Origin of the sequence: Salinihabitans flavidus, from assembly GCF_900110425.1 — a bacterium.
Classification (GTDB): Bacteria; Pseudomonadota; Alphaproteobacteria; order Rhodobacterales; family Rhodobacteraceae; genus Salinihabitans; species Salinihabitans flavidus.
Window position 1 is genome coordinate 1 of sequence record NZ_FODS01000085.1, and the last position, 1,088, is coordinate 1,088.

A 1,088-nucleotide genomic window follows, 5' to 3' on the forward strand; every position below is an offset into this window, starting at 1 on the left:
GAAAGAAGGCGCTTCACAGGACCCTGATCGAGCGGATCGAGGGGATCCCGCATAAAACCTATGCCGAGCCGTTCGTCGGTATGGGCGGGGTTTTCCTGCGCCGGCACTTCCAGCCGCAGCTCGAGGTGGCGAACGATCTGAACGGGGATATCGTCAATCTCTTCCGCATTCTGCAGCGCCATTATCCCCAGCTGCTTGATGTTATGAAATTCCAGATCACCGCACGGTCCGAGTTCGAGCGGCTGCGCAGGGTCGACCCTTCGACTCTCACCGATCTGGAGCGCGCGGCGCGGTTTCTATATTTGCAGCGGTTGGCGTTCGGCGGGCAGGTGAAGGGCGTGTTCGGGGTGGCGACGGATCGCCCGGCGCGGTTTTCCCTGTCGCGGCTGGAGCCGATCCTCGAGGCCGCGCATGAGCGGCTTCAGGGCGTGGTGTTCGAATGCCTGGACTGGTCCGAGCTGATTGACCGTTACGACGGGTCGAACACGCTCTTCTATCTCGATCCGCCCTACTTCGGGGGCGAGAACGACTATGGCAAGGGCATGTTCGATCGCGCGCAGTACAGTCGGATGGCGGGGCAGCTGCGCGATATTCGGGGCAGTTTCATTATGTCGATCAATGACAAGCCGGAGATCCGGGAGGCGTTTGCGGGCTTCGAGATCGACGAGGTTCGGCTCTCCTACACGGTCGCGCGCGAGGGTGGCGGCGGCAAGGTGCAAGAGCTGATCGTCTCGAATGTGGAGGCACGGGCGGGGCTGTTTTAGCCTCCCCGCTGGTCGGTTCAGTGGCACCGTGTGCGCCGCGCCGGGAGACGCAGTTCACAGCTTGGCGGGATAGGCGTCTGTATGGAAATGCGATTGCAGGAGGATGCTGGCGTAGTGTAGCAAAAACAGGAGAAAGTTGTGCGCCGCGCCAGCAGCGTCAACGAATGCATACATGGCGAGCTCTATTGCTAGTGTGGTTCTCCGATAGAATTTTCGACTGGGGGCCAAGCGGCTTGTCACTGAAACAAGAGAGAATGGCGAGGAATTCGTGATTTGAGCAGTGAGTTCGCGAGCCAGGGCAGCCTGTTTACGTCCGACTTTTTG

2 protein-coding genes are annotated in these 1,088 nt (G+C 60.2%); one reads left to right on the forward strand and one right to left on the reverse strand.

The window, feature by feature from the left end; all coding sequences use genetic code 11:
• Positions 1–764: DNA adenine methylase (locus BMW66_RS19930; RefSeq protein WP_245729579.1), on the forward strand; the 764-nt coding region annotated here is incomplete at its 5' end.
• Positions 765–818: 54 nt separating this feature from the next.
• On the opposite strand, the gene BMW66_RS20525 is transcribed toward BMW66_RS19930, so the two are convergent.
• Positions 819–1,088, reverse strand: a 270-nt coding sequence (locus tag BMW66_RS20525; protein ID WP_217639364.1) for a hypothetical protein, incomplete at its 5' end; no start/stop codon positions are given.